The organism is Mesorhizobium sp. ESP-6-2 (assembly GCF_020164675.1).
Taxonomy (GTDB): Bacteria; Pseudomonadota; Alphaproteobacteria; order Rhizobiales; family Rhizobiaceae; genus Mesorhizobium.
The window spans coordinates 178,700-199,603 of record NZ_JAIUGT010000001.1; the positions used below are offsets into that span (position 1 = coordinate 178,700).

General features: G+C 63.9%; 17 protein-coding genes and 1 riboswitch. Of the genes, 6 read left to right on the plus strand and 11 right to left on the minus strand.

The window, feature by feature from the left end; genetic code table 11:
• Positions 1-52: 52 nt before the first annotated feature.
• Entirely contained in the window at positions 53-919 is an 867-nt protein-coding gene (locus tag LB532_RS00915; RefSeq protein ID WP_140641360.1) for an RNA polymerase factor sigma-32, read from the plus strand.
• 45 nt (positions 920-964) lie between these two features.
• Here the strand turns inward: LB532_RS00915 and LB532_RS00920 are convergent, their stop codons facing one another.
• The 4 genes from LB532_RS00920 to thiB all read right to left on the minus strand — a co-directional run bounded on the left by LB532_RS00920 (position 965) and on the right by thiB (position 6,317).
• Positions 965-2,428 carry a M48 family metalloprotease gene (locus tag LB532_RS00920; protein WP_140641358.1) on the minus strand — a complete coding sequence of 488 codons (1,464 nt, stop codon included), beginning with the start codon at positions 2,426-2,428 and terminating at the stop codon, positions 965-967.
• A 257-nt stretch (positions 2,429-2,685) separates the two neighbouring features.
• Entirely contained in the window at positions 2,686-3,468 is a 783-nt protein-coding gene (gene thiQ, locus LB532_RS00925; protein WP_140641356.1) for a thiamine ABC transporter ATP-binding protein, read from the minus strand.
• Positions 3,468-5,081 (minus strand): thiamine/thiamine pyrophosphate ABC transporter permease, encoded by a 1,614-nt coding sequence (gene thiP / locus LB532_RS00930; RefSeq protein ID WP_140641354.1) that lies wholly within the window; start codon positions 5,079-5,081, stop codon positions 3,468-3,470. Before thiP ends, thiQ begins: the two co-directional genes overlap by 1 nt.
• A 237-nt stretch (positions 5,082-5,318) precedes the next feature.
• On the minus strand, positions 5,319-6,317 hold the full coding sequence (gene thiB / locus LB532_RS00935; protein WP_140641350.1) for a thiamine ABC transporter substrate binding subunit: 999 nt from the start codon (positions 6,315-6,317) through the stop codon (positions 5,319-5,321).
• A 42-nt stretch (positions 6,318-6,359) separates the two neighbouring features.
• Positions 6,360-6,475: riboswitch (TPP riboswitch) on the minus strand.
• An 88-nt stretch (positions 6,476-6,563) separates the two neighbouring features.
• On the opposite strand from thiB, the gene LB532_RS00940 reads away from it, so the two are divergent.
• The 4 genes from LB532_RS00940 to LB532_RS00955 all read left to right on the plus strand — a co-directional run bounded on the left by LB532_RS00940 (position 6,564) and on the right by LB532_RS00955 (position 9,653).
• Complete coding sequence (locus LB532_RS00940) at positions 6,564-7,208, plus strand: thiamine diphosphokinase (protein WP_140641348.1); 645 nt, start codon at positions 6,564-6,566, stop codon at positions 7,206-7,208.
• Between the two features lies 1 nt (position 7,209).
• Positions 7,210-9,027 (plus strand): ABC-F family ATP-binding cassette domain-containing protein, encoded by a 1,818-nt coding sequence (locus tag LB532_RS00945; protein ID WP_140641346.1) that lies wholly within the window; start codon positions 7,210-7,212, stop codon positions 9,025-9,027.
• Positions 9,028-9,084: 57 nt separating this feature from the next.
• Positions 9,085-9,327 (plus strand): type II toxin-antitoxin system CcdA family antitoxin, encoded by a 243-nt coding sequence (locus tag LB532_RS00950; protein ID WP_140641344.1) that lies wholly within the window; start codon positions 9,085-9,087, stop codon positions 9,325-9,327.
• 83 nt (positions 9,328-9,410) lie between these two features.
• Positions 9,411-9,653, plus strand: a complete 243-nt coding sequence (locus tag LB532_RS00955; protein ID WP_246674453.1) for a CcdB family protein — start codon at positions 9,411-9,413, stop codon at positions 9,651-9,653.
• Here LB532_RS00955 and LB532_RS00960 read toward each other — a convergent pair.
• Positions 9,622-11,307, minus strand: coding sequence for a hypothetical protein (locus LB532_RS00960; protein ID WP_140641342.1), 1,686 nt, complete (start codon positions 11,305-11,307; stop codon positions 9,622-9,624). The two genes, LB532_RS00955 and LB532_RS00960, sit on opposite strands and share 32 nt — an antisense overlap.
• A gap of 74 nt (positions 11,308-11,381) precedes the next feature.
• Entirely contained in the window at positions 11,382-12,680 is a 1,299-nt protein-coding gene (locus tag LB532_RS00965; RefSeq protein WP_140493285.1) for an adenylosuccinate synthase, read from the minus strand.
• A gap of 213 nt (positions 12,681-12,893) precedes the next feature.
• Here LB532_RS00965 and LB532_RS00970 point away from each other — a divergent pair, with 213 nt between their 5' ends.
• Positions 12,894-13,796, plus strand: a complete 903-nt coding sequence (locus LB532_RS00970; RefSeq protein ID WP_140641340.1) for a DMT family transporter — start codon at positions 12,894-12,896, stop codon at positions 13,794-13,796.
• Positions 13,797-14,130: 334 nt separating this feature from the next.
• Here the strand turns inward: LB532_RS00970 and serA are convergent, their stop codons facing one another.
• From serA to glmM, 5 genes are all read right to left on the minus strand, one after another.
• Positions 14,131-15,729, minus strand: coding sequence for a phosphoglycerate dehydrogenase (gene serA, locus LB532_RS00975; protein ID WP_140641338.1), 1,599 nt, complete (start codon positions 15,727-15,729; stop codon positions 14,131-14,133).
• Positions 15,730-15,888: 159 nt separating this feature from the next.
• Positions 15,889-17,064 carry a phosphoserine transaminase gene (locus LB532_RS00980; protein ID WP_140641336.1) on the minus strand — a complete coding sequence of 392 codons (1,176 nt, stop codon included), beginning with the start codon at positions 17,062-17,064 and terminating at the stop codon, positions 15,889-15,891.
• 202 nt (positions 17,065-17,266) lie between these two features.
• A complete protein-coding gene (locus LB532_RS00985) occupies positions 17,267-18,031 on the minus strand; it encodes an outer membrane protein (protein ID WP_140641334.1) in 765 nt (254 codons plus the stop codon).
• Positions 18,032-18,216: 185 nt separating this feature from the next.
• Complete coding sequence (locus tag LB532_RS00990; protein ID WP_140493269.1) at positions 18,217-19,050, minus strand: outer membrane protein; 834 nt, start codon at positions 19,048-19,050, stop codon at positions 18,217-18,219.
• Between the two features lie 246 nt (positions 19,051-19,296).
• Positions 19,297-20,649: a phosphoglucosamine mutase gene (glmM, locus tag LB532_RS00995; RefSeq protein ID WP_140550858.1), complete on the minus strand. Its 1,353-nt coding sequence runs from the start codon at positions 20,647-20,649 to the stop codon at positions 19,297-19,299.
• Between the last annotated feature and the right edge of the window lie 255 nt (positions 20,650-20,904).

Consider the following 20,904-nt stretch of genomic DNA (forward strand, 5'->3'; position numbering starts at 1 on the left):
CGGCTGCCGGGCTTCGAATAACATCCGTATCGCCTGAGCCAGGGAGCGCCTCATGATGGAAGACACGGCAGGACGGATCATGGTCCGCGCGGCAATGAGAGCTCCCTATCTCGAACGCGACGAGGAGCTGCGGCTGGCGCTGCGCTGGAAAAAGGACAACGATCAGAACGCGCTGCACAGCATCACCGTGGCGCATATGCGCCTGGTCATTTCCATGGCCTCCAAATTCCGTCACTACGGCCTGCCGCTTGGCGATCTGGTCCAGGAGGGCCATGTCGGTCTGCTCGAGGCCGCGGCCCGTTTCGAGCCGGAGCGCGAAGTGCGGTTTTCGACCTATGCGACCTGGTGGATCCGGGCCTCGATGCAGGACTACATCCTGCGGAACTGGTCGATCGTGCGCGGCGGCACCAGCTCGGCGCAAAAGGCTCTGTTCTTCAACCTGCGCCGCCTGCGCGCCCGGCTGGCGAACGGAGCCGCGGAGCCGCTGTCGAACAGGACGCTGTACCGCGAGGTTTCAGCGGCTCTCGGCGTCTCCGAAGCCGACGTCGCGCTGATGGATTCGCGGCTCTCGGCGCCCGACTCCTCCCTCAATGTTCCGCTTGCCGACGATGGAGGCGCGACCGAGCGGATGGACTTCCTGGTGTCGGGCGATCCCTTGCCCGACGAGGTCGTCAGCGACACCATCGATATCGAACGCCGCTCGATATGGCTGAAGGCGGCGCTTGCCGCACTCAACGCGCGTGAGCTGCGCATCATCGAGGAACGTCGGCTGAGCGACGAGGGCGCCACGCTCGAAGCGCTCGGCGAGACGCTTGGCATTTCCAAGGAACGCGTGCGCCAAATCGAGGCCCGCGCCATGGAAAAGCTGAAAGTGGCGCTGGTGAAGCAGAACCCGGAATTCCTCGCCACCGCCGCCTAAATCAATTCCAGGAAAACGAGGGAGCGGGTCACCGCCGACTATCGGCTATTTGTCGGTGACGATCTTGACCTTGTCGCCGGCCGAAACCGCAGCCCCCGGCGACAGCGCGTTGAGCACCCGGAACAGGTCGAGTTTGCGGTCGACGCCGACCATTTGCGCCGAAAGCGAACCCATCGTCTGCCCCGGCTGGACGGTGACGACGCGGATATGCAGCGGCTTGAGTGCCGCCTTTTCGGCGGCACTCAGAATGCGGAACGAGCCGCTGACGGAACGCGCCACGGTGTCGAGCGACGTGCTGGCGGACGGTGCCGCCGTCAGCAGCCGGTAGACCTGGCCGCCGGCGCGGACTACCGCGATATCGAACTGCCAGCCTTCGGCACCGGCATGCGCTGTCGCCGCCTCGTTGCCGTTGATCGTTTCCTGCCTGACGCTCGCGTCGTCGAGACCGGCCACCCAGCCGCTCCTGATATAGTCGGTCAGCGCACGGTTCTTGTCGATCGACACGCCGTCGAAGCGGATCGCAATGTCGCCCGGCCCGGTCGCCGTCACGGCGGCGGCCGAATTGTCGATGATGAAGCCCTCCGGCACCGAGAAGGACACGCCCAGGCCCGGATGCAGAAAGGTCTCGCCGCGCACATAGCCTTCTTCCGGCGTGTCGCCGTAAAGCAGGCCGTCTATGCCGGCGAGAAAGGCGTCGCGATCGCGGGTGCCTACGCCCGGCGGGCCGAACTGGCGGGCATGGCGTTGCGCAAGGTCGATACGCTGCGGCGTATTGGGATGCGTTGCCAGGAAATCGAGGCTGGCGTCGGTGGCGCCACTGATCGAGCGGAAATCGGTGTAGGCCGACATGGACTGCAGGAAACGGCCGGCGGCGTAAGGATCGTAGCCGGCTTCGCCGATCGACTTGATGCCGATCGCGTCGGCCTCCAGTTCCTGGTTGCGCGAAAACTGCGCCAGCCTCAGCTTGCCGCGGATCAGCGCCGCCTTGGCGGTCGGGCTGTCGCCGAGCACGTCGGAAACAACCTTGGTGGCGAGCCCCTCCTCGGCCTCGAGCTGCTGGCGCTGCAGGCCGTGGTTGGCGGTGACATGGCCCATCTCATGCGCGATGACGGCGGCGAGCTCGGCCGAATCATTAGCCAGCGCCAGCAGGCCGCGCGTGACGTAGAGATAGCCGCCTGGCAGCGCGAAGGCATTGACGTTGGGCGAATTGAGGATGGTGATGCGATAGGTCTGGGTCGGATTGGCCGACACCACCGTCAGGCTGCCTACGACCTTGGCGACCATGCGCTCGAGCTTGGGATCGGAATATTCGCCGCCATAGGTCGCCAGGATGCGTGGATGCTGCGCCTTGGCCAGTTCGGCCAATTTGTTATTGGCCGCGACATTGTCGACCGTGATCGGTTTGTCGGAAGGCTGGAAGCCGGATTCCTGGACTTCCGGAGGTGTGAACATCTGGCAGCTTGCCAGGGCCACGACAAAGCCGGCCAGCGCCAGAAAGCGCGCCAGCATTTTCCCTCTTGGTCTTTCCGTGCCGGTCGGCAGAACGGCTTCCTTTCGGGTCTGGCGCATGCCCGCGAAAATCGGGGCGATCCTCGCAAGGGCTCATGCGCAAATCAAAGCATTACAGCATCCACGCCATACCAACGCGCGGCGGATGCTGCAGGCAAATCACGGCCTGCACCGGACCGGTACGGGGCGGACCTAGCCACACTACCTCTGTCATGGCAAGCAATCGCCCCGTCGCCAGGAGCCGGTTTGAGCGTAAATTATGTCCGCTTCCGGGCAATATCTCGTGATCCAGCCTCCCAGGCGCTTGTGCCAACATAGCGCCGGAAAACTTCAGGACCAGCCCCGGCAAAGAAATCATCCGCCTTGCCCTTGGCGGCAACCATGCCGTTGTCGAGGAACACCACCTCCTCACAAATACGGCGTGCGTCCCGTGGCTGGTGCGTGACGAACAGCAGCGTCATGCCCCGCTCGGCATGCACGTCGGCGACAAGATCGAGCATGTCGTCGCGCAAGGCCGGTCCGAGTGAAGCGAAAGGCTCGTCCAGAAGAAGCACCGGGCGGTTGCGAACCAGCACGCGCGCCAATGCGACACGCTGGCGTTCGCCTCCCGAAAGTTCGCGCGGCAGGCGTCTTTCCTTGCCCGCGAGGCCGGTGCGCGCGATCGCCTCCGCGATATCAGCGCGGTCGGCCTCGGTCAGCCGCAGCGAGGGCGAGCGGCCGAGCCCGACATTCTCTTCGACCGAAAGATGGGCAAAAAGATTGTTTTCCTGGAACACCATCGACACCGGCCGCGCCGAAGGCGGCGCCGCGCCGACATCGGCGCCGCCGATCAGCACACGGCCGGACTGCGGCGTCTCGAAGCCCGCCACCAGATTGAGCAGCGTCGACTTGCCCGAACCGCTCGGCCCCATGATGGCGGTGATTTTCGACGCGGCGAAATCGACATCGAAAATAAGCGGCGCATCGCCGTAGCTGAACGAGACCGAGTCCAGCCGCACCTCGACTCCCCTTTTCGCACCATTGGTGGCGCCCGCAGCCATCAATCTCGTTCTCCCCTTCCCAGCCAGCTCGCCGCCACCACAAGCGCAAGGCAGACCAGACCGAGCAGCAGCGCCAGGCCGGCGGCGTCCTCGGTACGGTAGCTGCCCATGCGCGCCAGGAGAAGGTAGGGCAAGGTCTGCACGGAATCACTGCCGAACAGTGCGATGACGCCGAGATCGCCAAGTGACAGCGCCATGGCAAACGCGAAGGCGGTGGCCAGCGGCCGTCGCAGCGACGGCCAGTCGACCAGCCGCAACCGGGCCCAGCCCGCTATTCCCAGAAGCGCGCAGAGCCGCTCATGGCGCTCGCTCGCCGCATCGTAGGCGGGGCGGATGGCACGGATGGCGAAAGGCATCGCCATGACTGCATTGACGGTGACGACCATGACCGGGGCTATGGCAAAGACATCGCCGACATGGCGCAGCAGAAGGAACCAGCCGGCGCCGATGACGATGGGCGGCACGACCAGGACGAAGCCGGCACCGGTGTCGGTGGCGTGTTCGAGTACGGTCTGCGGACCGGAGCGGCGCTTCAGGCTCAGCACGCGGCGCGCCATGGTGAGCGAAAGCGACAGCGCAACCGACAGCAGCGCCGACAGGAAGGCCAGCACGGCGCTGGTCAGCGTCGCCTGCCGCACGGCCGTCTCGCCGGCGAGACGGCCGAGGTCAGCGCCGAGGCCTGACATCACCGTCGCCGTCATCGGCCCAGCGACAAACAAAAGGGCCAGCACGACGAGCGCGGCATTCAGCGCGGTCTCGGTCCTGCCGGCCGAGACATAGCGGCGCGGCGCAACCGGCAGATCGGCGTCACCGGTGGTGTTGGCGCCGAGCCGCGTCAACGCCAGCACCACGACAAAGGTCAGCGCGATCTGCAGCAGCGTCAGCGCCACCGCACGCGCGGGATCGAAATCGAAACGCAGCGCCTGGTAGATGCCAACCTCCAGCGTCGTCGCGCTGGGGCCACCGCCCAGCGTCAACACGATCGTGAAGGATGTAATGCAGAGCATGAACACCAGGCCGGCGACGCCCGGCAGAGCGGCGCGCAGTGTCGGCCACTCGATCAGCCGGAAAGCCGGTGCGGCACCCATGCCGAGCTGGCTCGCCAGCCGCCACTGGTCGGCTTGGATGGTTTGCAGCGCTTCGAGAAACAGCCGCGTGGCCAGCGGCAGGTTGAAGAAGACATGAGCAACGAGGATGCCGGAGAGGCCATAGATGCCCGGCCAATGGTAACCGCCGACGGCACCAAGAAAGCCGGCGAAATAGCCGGCGCGGCCGTAAAGCGCCAGGATGCCGAGCGCTGCCACGATCGCCGGCAGCGCCAACGGCAGGGCGAAGAGCTGGAGGATGAAGCCGCGGCCGCGAAAGTGCGGATGGCGCGACAGCGCGCGAGCCACGAACAGGGCCGGCGCCACCGACAGCAGCGTCGAAAGCGCCGCCTGCCACAACGTAAAGCGCACGACGCGCAGGAGATAAGGATCGAAGGCTGCCCAGGCTCCGGAGAAATTGTTTGCGCCTTCGAAAAGAAGACCCGCAAACGCGCCGCCGATCAGCAGCGCAATCGCCGCAAGCGCGAGGATGCCAGCGGAGATGCGGGGGTCAGACGCGCGCTGCACGCTGGGCCGCCCAAAGGACCTTTAGCGAGCGTCGCGTTCCTTCGCGCCCCCCTCTGTCCTGCCGGACATCTCCCCCACTTGGGGGGAGATTGGCTGCTTCAGCGCTCCACCCTCTCCTGTGACGTCGCCAATTGGCGAAAGCTGTCGTGACGGCCAATCTCCCCCCTCGTGGGGGAGATGTCCGGCAGGACAGAGGGGGGCGCCGTAGAGCACTCATCGTTCGATCATACGACCAAGCTACTTGCTCATCACCGCGAGCCATTCATCCACCCATGCCTTGCGGTTGGCCGCGACCTCCTCGGGACTGAACAGCAAGGTCTTGGTCGGTTTGACCAGTCTGTCGAAGGCCGGATTGAGCGGCTTGTCGGTCTTGCCGGCCGGGAACATCCAGTTGGTCTCGGGGATGGCGTCCTGGAATTTCGGCCCGGTCATGAAGGCGATGAACTTTTCCGCCAGCGGATTTTTGGCTCCCGTCGTGGTGATGCCGGCGACCTCGACCTGCAGATATTCGCCCTCCTCGAAGGAAGCTGCCTGATAGCGCTCGGTGTTCTCGGCAATCATGTGGTAGGCGGGCGAGGTCGTGTAGGACAACACCATCGGCGCCTCGCCCTTGGTGAACAGGCCGTAGGCCTCGCTCCAGCCCGGCGTCACGGTCAAGACCTTCGCCTTGAGCTTGGCCCAGGCCTCCGGCGCCTTGTCGCCATAGACCGACTTCACCCATAACAGCAGGCCGAGGCCCGGCGTCGAGGTGCGCGGATCCTGGATGACGATCTTGTCGTCGGCACTGCCCTCGACCAATTCCTTCAGGCTCTTGGGCGGCGTCTTTAGCTTCTGCGTGTCATAGATGACGGCGAAATAGCCATAGTCGTACGGGACAAAGACGTCGTCGTTCCAGCCGCCCGGCACATTGAGCCCGGTCACGGCGCCATGCGGTGCAAACAGGCCAGTGGCCCTGGCCTCGGCGGTGAGATTGGTGTCGAGCCCAAGCACGATGTCGGCCTTGGTCGCGGCCCCCTCCAGCTTGACGCGATTGAGCAGCGCGACGCCATCGGCGACCGAGACGAAATCGACATCGCAGCCGCATTCGGCCTCGAATTCCTTCTTCACCACCGGGCCGGGACCCCAGTCGGCGGTGAAGCTCTCATAGGTGTAGACGGTGAGCCTGTCCTTGGCCAAGGCCGGCCCGGAGAGAACCACGACCATTGCAGAGACAAGGGCGTATAAAAGCGTGCGCATCGGCGCCTCCTTCGTTCGCGTTAAAGGAATTGAGGCGTCGGACTGTCCGAAACGTCTAATCCCTCCGCCGGTACAAACCGGATCAGGTTCAGCGGGTTGGCGAAACTGCCTCTCAGCCGGTCCGCGAAATATCGCGTCCGGCACCCCGTTAGAGCGCCTCGACACATAGGCCCGGCCGGTGAACCGCGCAAGTGGCTGTTTGCCGGCCTTCCGTTTCCGCCGCCGGGCTGGTAAGGGCCACACGATATGAGCACATTCACCATCCTGCTTGGCGGCGATCTCATCCGCACGCCACGGCTCGACCGTCAGGTCGAGGGAACCCGCGTCATCGCCGCCGATGCCGGCATCGGCCATGCGAGGACGCTCGGCCTTGTGCCGGAACTGTGGGTCGGCGATTTCGATTCCGTGCCCGCCGGCCTGCCGGATGAGTTGGCTGCTGTGCCGCGCCGAACCTTTCCGGCAGAGAAGGACGCCACCGATGGCGAACTCGCGATATCGGCCGCCCTGGAGCGCGGCGCGACCAGCCTCGTGCTTGCCGGCGCCTTCGGCGGCAAGCGCGCCGACCATGCCTTCCTGCACATGGCGCTCGCCCTGCGGCATGCCGGGGCCGGGACAAAGGTGCTGTTGACCAGCGGCGCGCAGGAAGGCGTGCCCCTGGCGCACGGCACGGCCCGCTTCGACTATCCCGACGGCACCCTGTTCTCGATCCTGGGTTTTTCCGAGCTTGCCGGGCTGACCGTCGCCGGCGCGAAATGGCCGCTTGACCGCGTCACGGTCGCGTTCGGCTCGTCGCTGACCATCTCCAACGAGGTCAAGGGCAGGCTGGAGATCGCGCTGGGAGCGGGCCGCGCGCTGCTGCTCGCCCATCCCTATCCCTTGCCAGAAAGCTGATATGGCGCCGCCTCTTCTCAATCTCGACGGAATAAAACTGACCTTCGGCGGCACGCCCCTGCTCGACGGCGCCGGCTTGGCAGCGTCGGCCGGCGACAAGATTGCGCTGGTCGGCCGCAACGGGTCCGGCAAGTCGACGCTGCTCAAGATCGCCGCCGGGCTGATCGAGCCGCAGGACGGCGAGGTGTTCCGCCAGCCATCGGCGACCGTCCGCTATCTGCCGCAAATGCCCGACATGGACGGCTTCGCGACCGTGCGGGCCTATGTCGAGGCCGGGCTCGGTCCCGCCGACGATCCTTATCGCGCCAGTTACCTGATGGAGCATCTCGGCCTCTCCGGCGAGGAGCGGCCAGGCGACCTCTCCGGCGGCGAGGCCAGGCGCGCCGCCCTTGCCCGGGTCATGGCGCCCGAGCCCGATATCCTGCTGCTCGATGAGCCGACCAACCATCTCGATCTCTCGGTGATCGAATGGCTGGAAGAGGAGCTCGTCCGCACCTCCTCGGCTCTCATCGTCATCTCGCACGACCGCCGTTTCCTCGAGCGCGTCTCGCGCGCCACCGTCTGGCTCGACCGGGGCCAGACGCGCCGGCTGGATAAGGGCTTTGGCCAGTTCGAGGAATGGCGCGACCAGGTGCTTGAGGAAGAAGAGCGCGAACAGCACAAGCTCGGCCGCCAGATCGTGCGCGAGGAACACTGGCTGCGCTATGGGGTGACCGCGCGGCGCAAGCGCAACATGCGCCGCCTGGGCGAATTGCAGACCATGCGCCAGCGTTTTCGCGGCCATCGCGGCGCCGAAGGGGCCGCGACCATGGTGGCCAGCGACGCCGCCGAATCCGGCAAGCTGGTGATCGAGGCCAGGAACATCGAGAAGAGCTTTGGCGATCTTACCGTGGTCAAGGGATTCTCGACCCGCATCCAGCGCGGCGACCGCGTCGGCCTGGTAGGGCCGAACGGCGCGGGCAAGACGACGCTCCTGAAGATGCTGACCGGGGAGTTGCAGCCGGACGCCGGTTCGGTGCGGCTCGGCACCAATCTGGAGATCGCCACGCTCGACCAGAAGCGCGAGGCGGTCGATCCGCAGGAGACGCTGGCGCAATATCTCACCGACGGGCGCGGCGAGAACCTTGTCATCAATGGCGAGCAGCGCCACGTCGTGTCCTACATGAAGGATTTCCTGTTCAAACCGGAACAGGCGCGCACGCCGGTGCGCGAGCTTTCCGGCGGCGAACGCGCGCGGCTGATCCTGGCGCGTGTGCTGGCGCGGCCGGCCAACCTTCTGGTGCTCGACGAGCCCACCAACGATCTCGACATGGAAACGCTGGAGTTGCTGCAGGAACTGGTCGCCGGCTTTGCCGGCACGGTCATCCTGGTCAGCCACGACCGCGATTTCCTCGACCGCACCGTGACCAGCGTGATCGCGCCGGACGGCGGCGGTCGCTGGGTCGAATATGCCGGCGGCTATTCCGACATGCTGGCGCAGCGCGGCGGCACCAGGCTCGATGACCGCAAGGCGCGGGCGAAGGCGGATGCAAGCGAGGCCCCGACGGCCAAGGCGGACAGCGCCACCGCCAAAGCCCCGGCAAAAAAACTCTCGTTCAAGCAGAAATTCGCGCTGGAATCGCTGCCCAAGAAGATCGAGGCGGTCACAGCCTCGATCTCACGGCTGGAGAACAACATCGCCGATCCCGCCTACTACGAGCGCGATCCGGCCTCGTTCCAGAAGACCATCGCCGCCCTCGACAAGGAGCGCGCGACACTGGCGGCACTGGAGGAAGAGTGGCTCGAACTGGAGATGTTGCGCGAGGAGATGGAGGGGTGAGCATTGCATGCGCTACGTTATGCGCCTCTATTATGCGCATAAAAGAGGGCTCTCTCCGTGCTTCAATCGACGCCAAAGCCTCAGCGAAAGTCGGTCAACACATCCATTGACGCTCAGCTGATCAACGACGCCAAAGCGTTGGGCATCAATCTCTCCCGCGCCGCCGAGGCAGGTATCGCAAAGGCCATCGCGGTGGAAAAAACGCGTCGGTGGCAGGAAGAGAACAAGGAAGCGATCGAACGCTCGAACGCTTATGTCGAGCGCAACGGGTTGCCATTGGCCAAACGCCGGCTGTTTTGATGGCACGCTACGATCTTTATCGGAATAGCGATGGCAACGGTTATCTTCTTGAGCGGCTGAGCACGAGAGTGGTCATTCCACTGATGCCGTCTGATATAGCCCCGGTTCCCGGCTGCCGACTGAACCCGACCTTCCCTATAGATGGCAAGGATCATGTAATGGTCACCCAGTTCATGTCGGCCTTGACGGCCTCCGAATTGCCGGATGCCAAGGGGATCTCTCCAGGCATCACGACGACATCGTCTCCGCGCTCGACATGCTGTTCCAGGGTTTCTGACCGACGTCGACTTTACCTCAGCCGGCCGTCTTCGCCTGCCAGGCCTTGATGGCCTCGTCGAACACCTTCTCGCCGGGAATGCCTTTTTCCATCGTCAGCAACGCTCGTCGTCCGGTCTTGTAGACGACGGGCACGTCGATCCAGTCCTGTCCCCGAAGCAAGGTCAGGTTGGCGTCCTCGTCTGCCTTGGTGTCGTTGAGCGCGACGAGGAAGAAGCCGTCGGCGATCTTGGCCGGAATGCCTATCAGCGGACTGCCGGCGTCCTGCTCGGAACTCTTCATGGCCACGCGCAGGATGTTATCGACGCCGCCGCCTTCGAAACCGTCGGGCGTCAGGAAGATCATCTCGATGATGTGGCTGGCCGGCAGCGTCTGGTCAGTGTTGCGGCGGATGGTCATACGCAACTGGATGTCCTTGCCAGGAATGGTCGCCTCGGCGCGGATCGCCGGCTCAGGCGGCAGGTCGCCGCCGGGCGATTCCTGCACCAGCGACCAGACGATGTTGCCCGGCTCGGCCGAACCCTGCGCGGTGCTGGTGCGCTCCTCGTAGAAGATCGCCTTCTGGCCGACCGGCAGAGAGGTTTGCGTCGGCGCACCGGCCGGCGCGGGCGGCGTGGCGGCGTTGTCAGCCGGCGCCGCGGGTGCCGTTCCATTGGCGGGTGGCGCCGTTGGCGCAGCGCCCGGTGCAGGGGGCGTGGTCCCGGCGGGCGCGCCTGCGGCCGGCGTGCCTCCTGCCGGAGCCGACAAGGCCGGGGCGGTCGTGGCTGAAGGCGGCGTCGTCAGCGCCGCGACGGACTCGCCCTCGCCCACGCCGCTCTGTCCGCCGGCCGGGCCAGGATCGACCTCGCTTCCTTGCGGTGTCAGTCTTTGAGTGAACTTCGGTGTCCCTTCGGGCTCGGCACCGCTGGCCGCAGGTGCCGGGGGCGTTGCCGCCGCATCGCTCGCCGGTTTGGCGGGTGTCAATTTGACCGGCTCGGTCTTCGCGACCTTGCTGCCGGCGCCCAGACCCAGAAGCTTGCCGAAGGCATCCTTGTTTAGCCAGATGCCATAGCCGCCGCCGGCAATGACCAGCAACGCAACCGCAGCGGCGATCAGCCCGCCATAGCTGCGCTTGCGTTCAGCCGGACGCAGGCGCTGGAAAGTGTCGGCGGTCGCAGGCTCTTCGTCGCTCGCAAAGACATCGGCATGCTCGTCGTCCTGACCCGCGTCCAGACCAGGCTGAGCCCTGTCGTCGAACTCCGGGGCCGGCTGCACCGGTACGGGCTTTTGCCAGTTCGACTCGACCTCGGCGGTCGGCGATGCGGGCCTGGAGATGTCAGGCTTCGGAGCGGGGGGCGCAGGCTTATAGGGTTCAGCGTTCGGGGCGGGCGCTGCCGGCCAGGCCGGCTTCGCCTTTACCGGCTGCTTGGTATGGGTCGACTGGTTCTTGTTGCGGTCGATGGAGGAAAATATGTGTTCCAGTTCCGCAAGCGGATCGCTCTCCGGCACGCTTTTGGCATATTCGCGCTCGAGCCTCGATATGGCGTCTTCCAGGCCGCGCTTCTGCCTTTCGGCATCCGACGGCGAAAGCGGCGGCTCGCGCTCGGCAATCTTCTTTGCAATCGTCGAGCGCGCTTTGTCGTAGACTTTGGCCCGCAGCTCCGGCGTAGGATCGCCAAAATTGTTTATCGTATCCCTCAGAGCAGAAACGAAATCTTTCGCCATGCGTCAGTCGACCTGTATTGTGCTCCGGACCGGCCTCCGCAAATCAGCCGCAACGCCCGGAAAGGCTTGAGAAACTAGTCTTGAAACGGATCGGTCACAAGTATCGTGTCGTCCCGTTCCGGGCTGGTGGAGAGGAGCGCGACCGGCGCGCCGATCAACTCCTCGATATGGCGGACATATTTGACGGCCTGGGCTGGAAGGTCGTTCCAGCTGCGCGCGCCGGCGGTGGTGCCTTTCCACCCCTCCAGCGTCTCGTAGATTGGCTCGACGCGGGCCTGCGCGCCCTGGCTGGCGGGTAGATAATCGATCGTCTCGCCGTCGAGGCGGTAGCCGGTACAGACCTTGATCTCGTCCAGCCCGTCGAGCACGTCGAGCTTGGTCAGCGCGATGCCCTTGATGCCGTTGACGGCGACGGCCTGGCGCACCAGCACCGCGTCGAACCAGCCGCAGCGGCGCTTGCGGCCGGTGACGACGCCGAATTCATGGCCCCGCGTGCCGAGGAATTCACCGATCTCGTTCTGCTGCTCGGTCGGGAACGGACCTTCGCCGACGCGCGTCGTATAGGCCTTGGTGATGCCAAGCACATAGCCGATGGCGCCCGGGCCCACGCCGGCACCGGCTGCCGCCTGGCCGGCGACGGTGTTGGACGAGGTGACGAACGGATAGGTGCCATGATCGATGTCGAGCAGCGTGCCTTGGGCGCCCTCGAACAGGATGCGCTCGCCGGCCCGGCGCTTGTCGTCGAGCACCTTCCAGACCCGGTCCATGTAGGGCAGGATTTCGCCGGCGACCGAGGTCAGCTCTTGCATGACCGCGTCATGCGTGGCTTCGGCATGGCCAAGTCCGCGACGCAGTGCATTGTGATGCGTCAACAGCCTGTCGACCTTCAGGGGTAGTGTTTCCAAATCCGCCAGATCCATCACCCGCACCGCGCGCCGGCCCACCTTGTCTTCATAGGCGGGGCCGATACCGCGGCGGGTCGTGCCAATCTTGGTTCCGGAATTTGAGGCGGCGTCCTCGCGGAAGCCGTCCAGTTCCCGGTGCAGGGACAGGATAAGCGCTGTGTTTTCGGCTATTTTCAGGCGCTCCGGCGTTACCTCGACGCCCTGCCCCTTGAGCTTCGCCACTTCGGCGACGAATGCGTGCGGATCGAAGACGACGCCATTGCCGATGATGGACAGCTTGCCCTGCCGCACGACGCCCGACGGCAACAGCGACAGCTTGTAGACCTTGCCATCGACGACCAGCGTGTGGCCGGCATTGTGGCCGCCCTGGAAACGCACCACGACATCGGCGCGCTCCGACAGCCAGTCGACGATCTTGCCCTTGCCTTCGTCACCCCATTGCGAGCCGACGACCACCACATTGGCCATGTTTCTTTTCCTTCGAGGCGCCGCCGCGCGGCTTGAATACGGTTCGAAACGACAGGCCTCTATAACGTCAAGAGCAGGCCGATGCGACCTTTCTTTGCCGCCGAAAATGGCCTGAGGCACAACAATTTTCAGCTTTGACATCATTTACTTGTCCAGGCGGGGGCAATAGGCCGGCAGGCACGCCCCATTCACCTCTTCCCGCTGCGACCCGCCATGCACCGAAGCGCCTACATGTTCCTGCTGCTCACCACCTTGCTTTGGGGCGGCAACTCGGTGGCCGGCAAGTTGGCGGTCCATCACGTCTCGCCGATGACGCTGGTCTTCCTGCGCTGGGTGCTGGCGGTAGCGATCCTGCTGCCGATCGGCTGGAATGCGCTGAAAAAAGATTGGCCCGTCGTGCGCAGGCACTGGTTCGTGCTCGCCGCACTTGGCGCCAGCGGCTTCACCTTGTTCAACACGATCTTCTATACGGCGCTCAATTACACGACCGCGATCAACGTTTCGATCGAGCAGGCGGCAATGCCTATCCTGATCATCGTAGCCAATTTCATCTTCTTCCGCCTGCGCGTGAACTGGGCGCAGATCGCCGGCGTGGTGCTGACGATCTTCGGCGTCATCCTGACCGCCTGCCACGGCGATCCGCGCCGGCTGCTGACATTGGAGCTCAATTTCGGAGACGCCATCATGCTGGTCGCGGTCATTCTCTATAGCGGCTATTCGGTCGGATTGCGGCTGAAGCCGGCCATGCAATGGCAGAGCCTGATGTTGGCCATGTCGCTCGCCGCGCTCATCACCTCGCTGCCGTTCTTCCTATGGGAAATCGCGGCCGGCAAGGTCATCGTTCCCGACGCGCGCGGCTGGGCGGTGATCGTCTATACTGCGATCGGCGCCTCGGTCGTCTCGCAGATATTCTACATCAGGGGCAATGAGCTGATCGGCGCCAACCGGGCCGGCCTGTTCATCAACCTGGTGCCGATCTTCGGCACCCTGCTTTCGGTGCTGATCGTCGGCGAGACATTCCAGCTCTACCAGGCGTTGGCGCTCGTCCTCGTGCTGGGCGGCATCGCGCTTGCCGAATATAGCGGCCGCAAGATGGCGATACCGGGACCGAGCTGAATGCTGGCCGCCCTTGCGGCCTTGTCGCAGCAATGCCTTGCGCACCGCCGCTAAGTCGTCGGAGGAGACCGCAGGCACGGAATTGCCCCAGCTGCCGCGCACGGAAGTCAGCACGTCGGCGATCTCCCGGGGTGCAATGCAGCCACGGCGGCTCAGCCGTGGGCATGCGAATGGCAAACATCCGTTTGGGGATGATCAAGTCGGGACACCCCGATGTGCCGTCGGCAGCAACGGGCGCAAATCCGCCGGACGGTTGAGCCGGCGCCGGAACGTCCCCTATGCTCGCCGGCACGCGGGACGTCGCGATGATGCTGGGTGCGGCCCGTGTGGGGCCTTACACCCCACCGACGTCGAACTGTAGCCGCTTGGCCGAATCGATCGATTTGTGCGCCCGCACCTGCTCCAGCACTTTTTCCGGGAACGGTGCGTCGAGATAGAGCAGTGCGATGGCATCCCCCCCCGGCCGGTTGCGGCCGAGCTGGAAGTTGGCAATGTTGACGCCGTTCTCGCCGCACACCGTGCCGAGCAGGCCGATAATGCCCGGCGCGTCGGCATTGGTCGTGTAGAGCATGTGCTGGCCGACCTCGGCATCGAGATTGATGCCCTTGATCTGGATGAAGCGCGGCTTGCCGTCGGAGAAGCAAGTGCCGGCGATCGAGCGCGTCATATGCTCGGTCTTGACCGTCAGCTTGATATAGCCGTCGAACACGCCCGATTTGTCGCGCTTGACCTCGGCAACGATGATGCCGCGCTCCTTCACCATGATCGGCGCCGACACCATGTTGACGTCGGCGACCTGCGGCCTGATCAGCCCGGCGAGGGCCGCGCTGATCAGCGCGCGCGTATTCATCGTCGCGGTCGAGCCATCGAACAGGATTTCCACCTCCTTGATCGGGTCCTCGGTGACCTGGCCGACAAAGGCGCCAAGCACTTCGGCGAGCTTGACGAAGGGTTTGAGCCGCGGCGCTTCCTCCGCGGTGATCGACGGCATGTTGATGGCGTTGGAGACGGCGCCCTTGATCAGGTAGTCCGCCATCTGTTCGGCGACCTGCAGCGCGACATTCTCCTGCGCCTCCGCGGTCGAGGCGCCGAGATGGGGGGTGGCCACCACATTCTCCATGCCGAACAATGCGTTCTGTTCGGCCGGCTCGGCCTCGAACACGTCGATGCCGGCGCCGGCCACCTTGCCGCTCTTCAGCGCCGCCACCAGGTCGGCTTCGACGACCAGCCCGCCACGGGCGCAGTTGATGATGCGCACGCCGTCCTTCATCTTGGCGATCGCGGCGGCATCGATGATGTTGCGCGTCTTGTCGGTCAGCGGCGTGTGCAGCGTGATGAAGTCCGCGCGCGCGAAGAGCTCGTCCAGTTCAACCTTGTCGACGCCGAGTTCCTCGGCGCGTTTGTCCGACAGGAATGGATCGAAGGCGACGACATGCATCTTCAGGCCGACGCCGCGCGTGGCGACGATCGAGCCGATATTGCCGCAGCCGATGACACCGAGCGTCTTGCCGGTGATCTCGACGCCCATGAAGCGGTTCTTTTCCCATTTGCCTGCATGCGTCGAGGCGTTGGCTTCCGGGATCTGGCGGGCGAGCGCGAAGATCATCGCTACCGCGTGCTCGGCCGTCGTGATCGAATTGCCGAACGGCGTGTTCATCACGATAATGCCCTTGCGGCTGGCCGCCGGTATGTCGACATTATCGACGCCGATGCCGGCGCGGCCGACGACCTTGAGCCTGGTGGCGGCATTGATCAGCTTCTCGGTAACCTTGGTCGCCGAGCGGATGGCGAGGCCGTCATACTGGCCGATCACTTCAAGCAGCTTCTCCTTGTCCTTGCCGAGATCAGGGAGATAGTCGACCTCGATGCCGCGATCCCTGAAGATCTGAACGGCGGTGGTGGAAAGTTTATCCGAGACGAGAACGCGAGGCATGGGATTGGTCCTTGTTGCTTACCTCACACCCGCTTTCGCTTCGCTCAGGCACCTTCTCCACAAGGGGAGAATGTGAGGCGCCGATCCTTCTCCCCTTGTGGGAGAAGCTGGCCGCGAAGCGGCCGGATGAGGGGTGTTCCAGAAAATAACTGTTGAGTTTCAGGCCGCTGCTTTGAGCGACGCCTTCTGACCGGCGAAGGCCCAGTCGAGCCAGGGCAGCAGAGCTTCGAGATCGGAGGTCTCGACCGTTGCGCCGCACCAGATGCGCAGGCCAGGCGGCGCGTCGCGATAGGAGCCGATGTCATAGGCGACACCTTCCTTGTCGAGTACCGAAACCAGGCCCTTGGCGAAGGCCGCCTGTGCGTCGGCATCGAGTGCCGCGACTTGCCCATCGGTGAAGGACAGGCAGACGGACGTGTTCGACCGCGTCGCCGGCTCAACGGCGAGATGGCCCAGCCAGGAGGATTTCGCGACGAAACGGTCGAGCACGGCCGCGTTGGCGTCGGCCCTGGCGACCAGCGCATCGAGGCCGCCAATCGATTTCGCCCAGTTGAGCGCGTCGAGATAGTCCTCGACGCACAGCATCGACGGCGTGTTGATGGTTTCGCCCTTGAAGATGCCTTCGATCAATTTGCCGCCCGAGGTCAGGCGGAAGATCTTCGGCAGCGGCCATGCAGGCTTATAGCTCTCCAGCCGCTCGACGGCGCGGGGCGACAGGATCAGCATGCCATGCGCGCCTTCGCCGCCCAACACCTTCTGCCAGGAGAAGGTCACGACATCGAGTTTCTCGAAATCGAGCTTCTGCGCGAAGGCGGCCGACGTCGCGTCGCAGATGGTCAGACCCTTGCGATCGGCCGGGATGAAACCGCCGTTCGGCACGCGCACGCCCGAGGTCGTGCCGTTCCAGGTGAAGACCACGTCGCGGTCGAAATCGATCTTGCCGAGATCCGGCAGTTCGCCGTAACCGGCCTCGAGCTTGCGCACATCGGCAAGCTTCAACTGCTTGACCACGTCGGTGATCCAGCCGGAGCCGAAACTCTCCCAGGCGACCATGTCGACGCCGCGCTCGCCCAGCAGCGACCAAAGTGCCATCTCGACGGCGCCTGTGTCGGACGCCGGCACGATGCCGATGCGGTAGTCGGCAGGAACCTGGAGAATTTCGCGGGTCAGCGCGATCGCCTGTTCGAGCTTGGTCTTGCCGATCTTGGCGCGATGGGAACGGCCGAGTGCGGCAGCTTTCAGCGCCTCGACCGACCAGCCGGGACGTTTCGCGCAGGGACCTGAGGAAAAATTGGGGTTTGCCGGACGGAGTCCGGGCTTCGTATGCGTCGTCATCGTGGTCTATCCTTCCAGATAGTGGCCCCTCGTTGGGGAGGGGTGGCCCACGGACGGCGATATGCGCTCGGGCTTCGGGCGTCAAGGGGAAAGTTTTTGTCGCGGGCAGGATACTGGCGATCCGCGATCAGGATCTCGTGAGCCTCAAACGCAAACGGCGGACCGAAGAGATCCGCCGCCAGGGTTCATGTATGCCAGCCTGCTACCAGAGATCGTAGCGTAGCCCGAGCTTGACCTGATGATTGCTGATCCCCTTGTGGACCGGAAACGAGGTCAAGCTCTCGGCCGTCACATATTCGGCATCGGGCGCCGAGAAATACTGGTAGCCGAGATCGACGGAAACATTCTTCGACACCTGATAGGCAAGGCCGGCATTCAGCGTGTAAGCGAAGGAATATTTGGTCTTGTCGTCACTCAGGCCGAAGTCGTCGGTTGGATCGCCATTGTCGGTGAAATAGCTCGCCGAGAGCTTGTGCGTGCTCCTGACGATGCCGATGCCGGCGCCGAGATAGGGTGTTATGCCGACATAAGTACCAAGGTCGACATATCCGTTGAGCATGCCTGAAAAGGCATAGTTCTTCAGGGACGCCGACGCCAGGGTCGCCTCTGCCGCAGTCGCTGAATCATCATAGCCAATGCCGATCTTGTTGCCGGGCAGGTAACCGAGATTGAGATCGGCGCGCAGATAGTCGTTGAAGTGGTAGCCGAAGCCGATGCTGGCGAAGATCGGGTCTTCCTCGTTGTCGAAGCTCGCCGGCGTGAAGGCGAAATCCTCATTTTTGAAACTCTTCTCTACCAGGTAGGAGACATCGCCGCGCAGATACCAGCCCGAGCCGACCTCGACCGGCACGTAGTCGGGGGCCTGGTCGACATAGACCGGCGGATCATAGTCGGCGGCCAGCGCAGGCGTCAGCGGCATGATGGCGAATGTGGCAAGCACCGGCGCCAGACACGATATGAGTTTCATGATCCCCTGCTCCCGATTTCGGCGCCACCAGACGGCAGCCATCGTTTCAGGGAGCATTGTTAACCATAGTGGTTAAGTCGGGGTTAAGGCTAACAGAGCGTTAGCGAATTGACTTTCGGGCAGCCCGACAAACGAAAACCGCCCGGCTGATGCCGGGCGATTTCGGGCCGTTGGAGGGTCGGATGTTACTTGGTGTAGATCGGCTCGGGTTCGGGCTGATAGGCCACCGTCGGCGCGGCGCAACCGTTATTGCCGCCGAACTGGTAGCGCAGGCCGCCGCGCACCTCATGCGTGTCGATGCCACGGTCGAAGCCCGGCCCGGCGCTGCTGATGTCCCACTCGAACATGCGGCCGCCCTGGATGTGGCTGTAGCGATAACCCGCGTCCAGGATCAGCTTGTCGGTCAGACAGTAGGAAGCGCCGGCCATGAGCGCGTAGGCAAAGCGCCAGCTTTTCGCACCGGGGTTGAACTCGGTGGTGTTCGGATCCCTGACATCGTCCCATCTGACATGCGCGCCGCCGATGCCGGCGCCGACATAGGGCGTGATGCCGTGATAGGTGCCGAGATCGACATAGGCGTTGGCCAGCAGCAGCAAGGCGCTCATTTTCGACACTTCGGTCGATGTCGAGAAAGCGTCCGAAGTTCCGCCGTCGAAGTTCGACTTGAACCAGTAATCGGCGGTCAAATCCGTACGAAAATGATCGTTGATCTTGTAGCCGACGCCGGCGCCGAGCGAGAAGCCGCCCTTGAGCTTGCCGAAATCGAAGCTCCTGTCGCCGGGAATGACGTTACAATTACACGGATCGATTGTGTAGGTCGTGTAATCGATGCCGCGCACTTTCGACTTGTGATAGTCGAGATCGCCGCGAATGTACCAGCCGCCGACATCGACCGGCTGCTCGTACACCGGCGGCGGTGCCTCTTCGACCACCGGCTCCGGAAGGTCGGCCGCGAACACCGGCCATGCAAGGCCCGCGAACAGCGCGGCGAACAGGGCCTTTCTTGCTGTATTGAACATGCTTGTCACCCCTAGAAACCTTCGGAACAGCGGTCGCGTCCGAATGAGATTGGCTTTCAGGCGTGGATAATGAATTGCAAAGGTTAAAAGGCATTTAACCCTGTCTATTAACTACGACTCTCCAGCATTTGAGGAATTCGAATGGTTCCACGTGTCACGAGCCAGTCCGCAGGCAAACAAAAGCCCGCCGGACGGGCGGGCTTCGAAGCAATCAGAGCGGCGTCGGCCCTCCGGATGCGCCTGAGATCAGGCGGCGCTGCGTGTTTCCGAGATGACCTCGACGATGTCGTTGACGACGGCCTCGACCAGCTGCGGGTCGTCGCCCTCGGCCATGACACGGATCAGCGGCTCGGTGCCGGACGGCCGGATGACGAGTCGCCCCGCCTTGCCGAGGCGTTGACGGGCGTCCTCGATCGCAGCCTTGACCGGAGCTGCCTCGAGCGGCTTGCCGCCGGCGATGCGGACGTTCTTGAGGAGTTGCGGCACCGGCTCGAACTTTTTCGACAATTCGCTGACCGGCCGGCCCTGCCGCTTGATGCAGGCCAGCACCTGCAGCGCCGAAACCAGGCCGTCGCCCGTGGTTGAGAAGTCCGACAGCACGATGTGGCCCGACTGCTCGCCGCCGACATTGAGCCCGTGCGCGCGCATATGCTCGACGACATAGCGGTCGCCGACCTTGGTGCGGTGCAATTGCAGCTTCATGTCGCCGAGGAAGCGTTCGAGGCCGAGATTGGACATGACCGTCGAAACGACGCCACCGCCGGCAAGCCTCCCGCTCTGGTGCCAGGACTCGGCGATCATTGCCATGATCTGGTCGCCGTCGACGATCGCGCCGTTCTCGTCAACGATGACGACACGGTCGGCATCGCCGTCGAGCGCGATGCCGATGTCGGCGCGCACCTCGTGCACTTTCTTCTGCAGGCCCGCCGGATGGGTCGAGCCGCATTCCTTGTTGATGTTGAAGCCGTTGGGCTCGACATTGATGGCCACCACTTCGGCGCCCAGCTCCCAAAGCGCCTCGGGGGCAACCTTGTAGGCGGCGCCATTGGCGCAATCGACGACGATCCTCAAACCTGAAAGCGACATCGAACGCGGCAAGGTGCGTTTTGCAAACTCGATATAGCGGTCATGCACGCCATCGACGCGCTTGGCGCGACCAAGCCCGTCGGAATCGGCGAGTGCCAGTTCGATATCCTTGTCCAGCATGCTCTCGATGCGCTCTTCGATCTCGTCGGAGAGCTTGTAGCCGTCGGGACCGAACAGCTTGATGCCATTGTCGTAATAAGGATTGTGCGAGGCCGAGATCATGACGCCGATATCGGCGCGCAGCGAACGCACAAGCATGGCGACCGCCGGCGTCGGGATGGGGCCGAGCAGGAACACGTCCATGCCGGCGGCGCAGAGGCCCGCCACCATGGCGTTCTCGATCATGTAGCCGGAAAGTCTGGTGTCCTTGCCGAGCACCACACGGTGACGATGGCTGCCGCGCTGGAAGGACAGGCCGGCCGCCATGCCGACCCTCATCGCGATCTCCGCCGTCATGGGAAACTTGTTGGCGCGCCCGCGAATACCGTCCGTGCCGAAATAATTTCCTGCCATGTTAGTCAGTGTCCCCGGTGGTTCTCGCCCGGTACGTCATGCCATAATTGGCCGGCGCACTACGATCACATTTCGTGATTATCTGTTACCAATCCTTTAGAAAACCCTTGTTGTGCATTGCACACAGACTGGCGCAACCTAGCGTGACGGCGCTGCCTTGCCACAATATACCACGCCTCTGGAGCATTCGACATGGATTTACCCGTAAATTCTTGTCTTCGAGCCGGCAACAGGCAACGATTTCATCACCTTGTC